1 protein-coding gene and 1 pseudogene are annotated in these 368 nt (G+C 66.3%); both read right to left on the reverse strand.

All coding sequences use genetic code 11. From position 1 onward, the window contains the following. Positions 1–132: efflux RND transporter permease subunit (locus SB771_RS33685; protein ID WP_410721879.1), on the reverse strand; the 132-nt coding region annotated here is incomplete at its 3' end. 30 nt (positions 133–162) lie between these two features. Beyond that, a pseudogene (locus SB771_RS33690) lies at positions 163–368 on the reverse strand (efflux transporter periplasmic adaptor subunit); the annotation flags it as partial.

The following is a 368-nucleotide window of genomic DNA, read 5'->3' on the forward strand; positions in this document are numbered from 1 at the left end:
GATGGGCTCGTCGATCTTCGGATATTCGCGCACCGTCAGGCGCGAATACGAGATCAGCCCGATCAGCACGATGACCAGCGATAGCACCGACGCGAACACTGGCCGCTGGATACAAGTTTCCGAGATACGCATGAGGGGCCGCCGTTCGCTGGGAAGATGGCGTCAGGCGCCGTTTTTTACGATCTGCACCGGGCCGCCATCGGTGACGCGCTGCAGGCCCGACACCACCAGCTCGTCGCCGGCCGCCACGCCCGTCAGGATCTCGACCTTGCCCTCGCGGCGCTCGCCGATGGTGACTTCGCGGCGCTCGGCCACGCCGTCCTTGACGCGGTATACGTACTGGGTCTCGCCCGACGGCGACAGCGCCG

This window comes from Burkholderia sp. SIMBA_051 (genome assembly GCF_046534915.1).
Taxonomy (GTDB): Bacteria; Pseudomonadota; Gammaproteobacteria; order Burkholderiales; family Burkholderiaceae; genus Burkholderia; species Burkholderia ambifaria.